The 6659-nt window shown below is 31.3% G+C and carries 7 protein-coding genes; all 7 read right to left on the reverse strand.

Annotation, left to right across the window (positions count from 1 at the left end; genetic code table 11):
• Positions 1 to 49 precede the first annotated feature (49 nt).
• Positions 50 to 934 (reverse strand): apurinic/apyrimidinic endonuclease family protein, encoded by an 885-nt coding sequence (locus tag bsdE14_RS22020; RefSeq protein WP_264852178.1) that lies wholly within the window; start codon positions 932 to 934, stop codon positions 50 to 52.
• 13 nt (positions 935 to 947) lie between these two features.
• Entirely contained in the window at positions 948 to 1649 is a 702-nt protein-coding gene (locus tag bsdE14_RS22025; RefSeq protein ID WP_264852180.1) for an HD domain-containing protein, read from the reverse strand.
• A gap of 243 nt (positions 1650 to 1892) precedes the next feature.
• Positions 1893 to 3536: a penicillin-binding transpeptidase domain-containing protein gene (locus bsdE14_RS22030; protein ID WP_264852181.1), complete on the reverse strand. Its 1644-nt coding sequence runs from the start codon at positions 3534 to 3536 to the stop codon at positions 1893 to 1895.
• Between the two features lie 64 nt (positions 3537 to 3600).
• Positions 3601 to 4227 (reverse strand): uridine kinase, encoded by a 627-nt coding sequence (gene udk / locus bsdE14_RS22035; protein ID WP_264852182.1) that lies wholly within the window; start codon positions 4225 to 4227, stop codon positions 3601 to 3603.
• A complete protein-coding gene (locus bsdE14_RS22040; RefSeq protein ID WP_264852184.1) occupies positions 4227 to 5447 on the reverse strand; it encodes a peptidase U32 family protein in 1221 nt (406 codons plus the stop codon). The genes udk and bsdE14_RS22040 overlap by 1 nt, the downstream gene beginning before the upstream one ends.
• Positions 5448 to 5533: 86 nt before the next feature.
• Positions 5534 to 6178: an O-methyltransferase gene (locus bsdE14_RS22045; RefSeq protein WP_264852185.1), complete on the reverse strand. Its 645-nt coding sequence runs from the start codon at positions 6176 to 6178 to the stop codon at positions 5534 to 5536.
• A 15-nt stretch (positions 6179 to 6193) separates the two neighbouring features.
• Positions 6194 to 6659, reverse strand: a 466-nt coding sequence (gene mltG, locus bsdE14_RS22050) for an endolytic transglycosylase MltG (protein ID WP_264852186.1), incomplete at its 5' end; no start/stop codon positions are given.

The following is a 6659-nucleotide window of genomic DNA, read 5'->3' on the forward strand; positions in this document are numbered from 1 at the left end:
CAATAAAATCTTACTAAGTGTATATTACTAATTGACCAAATATTATCAATCACTTACTTACAAGCTCATAAATCCACTGGTAACATTCTTCTAGCTCCTTATCACTTATTAAATTGGAGTTGTGTTCAAATAATACCTTGTACTGGTTATTTACCTCATTCAAGACACTAAAGTAACGTTTCATATCGCCCCAACCATCTTCAGACTTTAAAGACTTAAGAGCTGGATAGTGCCCAACTCCATTAACTTGAGCATTCCAAAGATGTACTAGATAAGTATATTTGCCAAACCTTTTTAATATCTGCTCATAATTAAAATTTTTATCTATGGATTGCTGTATATGTATTCTGCCAAAATCAAGGCAAATTTTTATATCTGAATATACATCCAATGAGTTCTCTAATAAATTTGTTTCATAAACATATTTATTAAGTGCATCTAGCTCTAACACTGGTGTAAAATTATATTTTTCACCTAGCATAGATAATAATTTAAAAAAACACTTACTTTTTTCTTCAAACTCCTCAAAAGTTATTTCTGATTCATAATAGTATTCAGAGTTGTCATAAAACCTCCATGGAGACCAATCAACTCTATTATCTAAAATCACTGGTTTAGGATAATGTAGTAAAATATAGTCAGGTTTTAATTCTCTAGCCCTTTCAAATTCATTTTTCATATACTTAATTGACTCTTCATAGGTTGTTTTGTCCATTGATAGATATTGAGGATCCCTAGCTCTCCATTGATTTTTTAAAAGTGGAAAATGTATACCAAGGTTTAACTGCCTGCTAATTATATTTTCTTTTAGCACTTGCAATTCTTTTAATGAATCTATTTGGCATACCTCTATTCCCCAAAAGTTATCCCTATAGTCCCTTAACTGTTTATCTAAATTAAATTTATCAAAGTGTCCAATTAAAAATCTTTTCATAGCATCCTCCCTTTTAATATACATTGTTATTCAAGTATCCATCTATGCTAATCTGTCCAAATATTTCAGTACCAAATAACTCATCCTTAAGTCGATTATTAAAATTGGTAACAAATGTAGCCTTTTCATCCAAAATCAACTTTGCAGTTTGTGTATTTAAAAGCTTATAACCATCTTCACAAAAGCCTATCTCAAAATTCTCAATTCTATCCTGAAGTTGGTTAAAAAAATAAGGGTTGCTTCTATCCAACCAATTAGAACACATAAAAATAGACATAACACCAATTTCATCAAGCACATCGGCATCTCTAAGCACCTGCAAGCAATAATCATCTTCATGTTCTTCTTTATTTGAATGCTTTTCGACTAAAGTTAATAATCTATGTTTTTCTTCAATATTCTCACGTATTTCTTTATTGCTTTCTAACCAATTACATACAATTTCTTTACTTATTAATGCATGTCCTTCTCTTTTGTGAATTCTACCTACATCATGAAGTACAGCAGCTAGTCGTGTAAGTAAAATCTCATCATTGGTCAAATCATGATATTCTTTTTCTAATATCTTTTTAACATATCCTTCAACCCGGAAGGAATGCAAAACTACAAACTCCCAGCTATTTCTCCATGGGTGAATTGTTTCATAATCCATACTCTTGTCTTTTAAATAAGTAATAAGAAACTGTTTACCTTCATCTAAAATATTTTTTTCCATATTTTCTCTCCATATAATACTTTCTATTCTAAAAACCTTCTAATGTAGTACTATTTTATTTTTCTTTTATATTTTCTAATTGTGAATGCATATTTCTACATCTTTCAATCCACAAACTTCATAAATACTATGCTTTTCTTTATATTCTACAAATGCCTTTCAACTCCTGCAAATACAAGCAAAAGGCCTAGTTATATACATATAACTAAGCCTTTTAAAACTCGATTGCATTAAATTCTATTATTATTTTAGATACTCTTTAATTCCCATAACTATATCTTTAAAAATAGGAGCAGCAGTAGTTCCACCACTTTGCTTTTCTGGATCTATTTCCTTTGCAAATACTACCATAGAGTAATATTGATTATTATATTTAAAAAAGCCAGCAAACCATCCATCTGATAGTTTTTTTGTTCCATCATATCTCTCTGTACTACCTGTCTTTCCTCCTACTTCTATGCCATCAATATTTGCTGCAGTACCTGTACCTTGTTTAACAACTTTTTTCATCTGTTCTTTTAAAATTGCTGCTGTATTTTTACTAATTACACTTTGAGACGTAGTTGATACTTTTTCTTTTTCATTATTGTTTTCATCTACATAAGCCTCAATAATTTGAGGTTTTATATAAATTCCATTGTTTACAACAGTATTAGGTACGTTTATCACTTGTATTGGAGTAACTCTAGCTGTTTGGCCCATAACAAATTGTCCTGAACCTTCACCATTTGCAGTATCTGGTCTGTCAATTTGTCCTTTAGCCTCACTGTCAAAATTCAAAATTTTAGTACTTAGTCCATGTGCTTGTGCATTATCAAGTATATTGTTTACGCCTATAATATCCCCTAATTGAGCATATACATTATTACAGGATACTACCAGTGCTTCTTCTGCATTTAATATACCATGATCTTTGTCCTTACAGTTTTTATATATCTTCTGGACACAAGGATATTTATCAGTTGTACTTATTAATTTTCTCTCTATCCCAGATTCCTCAACTAGAACTTTAAATACTGACCCCATATAAAATCCACTTTCTGTAGCCGAACCTAGATTTACATTTGGCTGAGTATCATCCTTCTGAGTTATAGCCCTAATCTTCCCAGTTGAAGCCTCCATTAGTATTACACCTACCTGGTTTAAGTCCTTATACTTATCAGAATTTAATATACTTTTAATTTTATCTTGTATATTTTTATCTATGGTCAATCTTACATTTGTATTGTCAGGATAAGATGTAATGTTTTGCTGCGATATAACATTTCCTTCTATATCTTTTTCAATTTTTATCGTTGGATACTGATTTCCTTTGGTTTTATTATACAGCAGCATTTCCAAGGATGAGGCTGATTTTTGCTTATTATCTATTGGATTAGTTGATCTTGTTAGTAGATTTTCTATGCTCCATGCTTCAGTTCTATCTACTTCAGAATTTGTATAGGTGTAGAATCCTTTAATGTTCTTTAAAAGCTTCAGCTTATTATAAGTAGATTCATCAATTTTGTAGTACTTTAAACTTTTGTCATTGTAAAGCCCTATATTTGATAAATCATAATCTTTATTATAATTTCTAAGTATATAAATGAGTGCGTAAATATCGTCATTTTCATTAGTATTAGAATAATTTCTAATAAATAGTGAACCATCAATTACAGCATAATAATTTGTCTTATAGTTTAATAGATTCTTGCCATTTTTATCAAAGAGAGTATAATTCAAGTCACTTATTTTAATTTCCTGGCTATATTGAAGATCTGCCATTGTTTTTAGTACCGGACTCTGGTCTATGGTCATTACTTTTGCACGCCACAACAAAAATGCTAATACTAGACTAAAAACACATAATATAAAATACAATCTATGGTTTTCACTTTTATTTATCATAAAAAAACACCTCACTATGGCTAAATTTTAGCCGAAAATGAGATGTTTTATACGAAATATATGATTAATCTTCTCTTTGCAAAAATTGTTTTATGTTAGCCACAATCATATCTATTGCAACTTTATTATGTCCACCCTCAGGTATTATAATATCGGCATATCTCTTGGTAGGCTCTATAAACTGCATATGCATAGGCCTTACAACATTAAGATATTGATTTATAACAGAATCTACTGTTCTACCTCTTTCATTTATGTCTCTAATAAGTCTTCTAATTATTCTAACATCAGCATCTGTATCTACGTATATTTTTATATCTAAAAGATCCCTAATTTCTAATTCTTCAAGTACAAGGATTCCTTCAACAATGATTATCTCTCTTGGTTCTACCCTTGTAGTTTCTGCTTTTCTATTATGAACTTCAAAATCATAACTTGGCTTATCAATCGCTTGTCCATTAAGCAATTTATTCAAGTGTTCAACTAAAAGCCTAGTGTCAAAAGCATCAGGATGATCATAATTTATCTTTACTCTATCCTCAAAAGACAAATTACTCTGATCCTTATAGTATGAGTCCTGCTCTATCATAGCTATACATTGCTCGCCAAACTTTTTATAAATCTCTTTAGCAATAGTACTTTTACCGGAACCAGTTCCCCCTGTAATGCCTATTAAAATCGGACGCCTCATTACTTTTCCTCCTTGTTCTTTATAAGCATGTCGTCTTTTTCTAATTTTTCATCAGTATTTATTGTAAAAATCATTTGAGCAGATGGTGCAGCTTCAATTTTGTTTCCTTCACTATCCATCATATTTTTTAAAGTTACTTTCAAGTTGTCGCCTTTTGCCCTCATAACTTCAACTTGATCTCCTTCACAAACTTTATTTCTTTGTTCAATTACTGCAGTACCATCTTTATATTCTTTTACAATACCTACTATATCATAGCCTCTTATATAGGAGGATGTTTCATAAATTTGTCTATTTTTTTCTCCAAAATAAAAACCAGTATGGTAATTTCTGTGACTTATCATTGTTAGGTATTCCATCCATTTAGGATTGAATTTATAACCTGCAGGGTTTTCAAAATAACTGTCAACAGCTTCTCTATAAGCTTTAACAATTGAAGCAACATAAAATGAACTCTTCATTCTTCCTTCAATTTTTAGAGATGTTATACCTGCAGCCACAAGTTCTGGGATATATTCAATCATACATAAATCCTTAGAATTCATTATATAAGTTCCCTTTTCGTCCTCATATACAGGGAAGTATTCGCCTGGTCTCTTTTCTTCCATTAGAGAATATTTATATCTGCATGGTTGAGCACATTCTCCTCTATTAGCATCTCTACCAGTCATGTAGTTTGATAATAAGCATCTTCCAGAGTAAGACATGCACATAGAACCATGTACAAAAGCTTCTAATTCTAAATCTTCAGGAATTCTTTTTCTAATCTCTTTTATTTCTTCTAATGATAGTTCTCTAGCTAAAACAATCCTCTTTACACCTTGTTTATACCAAAACATGGCAGACTTCCAATTTACATTGTTTGCTTGAGTACTTAAATGAAGTTCAAGGTTTGGTACCACTTCTCTTGCAGTCATTATAATACCAGGGTCTGATACTATAATAGCATCTACTTTTAAAGAATATAGATCAATTAAGTATTCCTCTAAACCTTCCAAATCTTCATTATGAGGGAATACATTTAAAGTAACATATACTTTTCTCCCACGAGAGTGCGCATATTCAACACCTTCACTTAATTCTGCATTAGAAAAATTATCTGCAAAAGCTCTTAAATTTAATTTGCTGCCACCTAAATAAACAGCATCCGCTCCAAAATTTATTGCAGTTTTTAACTTTTCTAAATTCCCTGCAGGAGCTAAAACTTCAGGTTTATTCATTTTTATCCTCCTTTCACTGGAAACACGGTTAGACAACTTTGTCAAATCCCATGGACAGCCTTCCTGTAAATGTCCATTTAGGGCATTTACCTCCTTGTTGTCACAGCAATTCCATCACCCATTGGCAGTACTGAGGTTATTAAATCTTCATCATTTGAAACCATGTCTAAATAACTTTTCATTCTTTTTACAATGGTAATCTTTCTTCTTTTTATCAAATCCTTGGATGCTACCATTCCTCTAAAAAGAACATTGTCTGCTACTATTATACCGTCTTGCTTTAATAGTCTTAAACAATGAGGCAAAAAGTGATTATAATGACCTTTGCCTGCATCCATAAAAATCATATCATAACTGTCATTAAGATTTTCTATTACCTCTAGACAATCGCCTTCAAGTATTTTTATATTGTTTTGAAACCCATACTTTTCAATATTGGATTTTGCTCTCTCAATCATTTCAGCATCTCTTTCAACAGTTGTTATTTCACAATCCTTATCTGAAGTTAAATACATTAGAACCGCAGAATACCCTATGGCAGTTCCGAGTTCTAGAATCTTTTTAGGCTTTTTTATGGTTACCATTAGTTCTAGAAACTTTGCTGTTTCCTTTTGCACAATAGGAACGGAATTTTCCTTTGCATAACATTCCATGTCTCTTAATACGCCGTTGTGCTCTGGAATCAACTGCCTTATATATTGTTCCATATAATCATAGGTTATTCCACTCATTAAAATTCCTCCAAACTATTGTCCTTGATACTGCTTTTTTACCTTTTCAAACTCAGTATAGCTATCTGTAAAAAAATGTGTTCCATCATTTTTAGATACAAAATATATATCTTTAGTAGTTGGTGGATCTATAGCTGCCTCTATAGACTTTCTCCCTGGTGAACATATAGGTCCTGCCGGAAGAGCCTTTACTATATAAGTGTTATACGGCCCTGGTGCTGCTAAATCTTTATCGTAAAGCTTATCTTTATGAACTCCAAGTGTATACAATACAGTAGCACAGGATTGCAGCTTCATTCCTTTGTTTAATCTGTTATAAAATACAGCAGCTACTTTACCTCTTTCTTCATCTTTTTCTGCTTCTTTTTCTACAATTGATGCCATAGTGATTACTCTATCTATATCAGAGGTATTTAAAGTCCTATTCTTCTTATTTTCTACATCCTTTAGTACCGTTTCAAAGTTCTTTATCATCATATCG

It is taken from the genome of Clostridium omnivorum, assembly GCF_026012015.1.
Lineage (GTDB): Bacteria > Bacillota > Clostridia > Clostridiales > Clostridiaceae > Clostridium_AX > Clostridium_AX omnivorum.

Coding starts and splice junctions, on each gene's coding strand:
- bsdE14_RS22020 (WP_264852178.1), bottom strand. CDS start 934: ATGAAAAGATTTTTAATTGGACACTTTGATAAATTTAATTTAGATAAA.
- bsdE14_RS22025 (WP_264852180.1), bottom strand. CDS start 1,649: ATGGAAAAAAATATTTTAGATGAAGGTAAACAGTTTCTTATTACTTAT.
- bsdE14_RS22030 (WP_264852181.1), bottom strand. CDS start 3,536: ATGATAAATAAAAGTGAAAACCATAGATTGTATTTTATATTATGTGTT.
- udk (WP_264852182.1), bottom strand. CDS start 4,227: ATGAGGCGTCCGATTTTAATAGGCATTACAGGGGGAACTGGTTCCGGT.
- bsdE14_RS22040 (WP_264852184.1), bottom strand. CDS start 5,447: ATGAATAAACCTGAAGTTTTAGCTCCTGCAGGGAATTTAGAAAAGTTA.
- bsdE14_RS22045 (WP_264852185.1), bottom strand. CDS start 6,178: ATGAGTGGAATAACCTATGATTATATGGAACAATATATAAGGCAGTTG.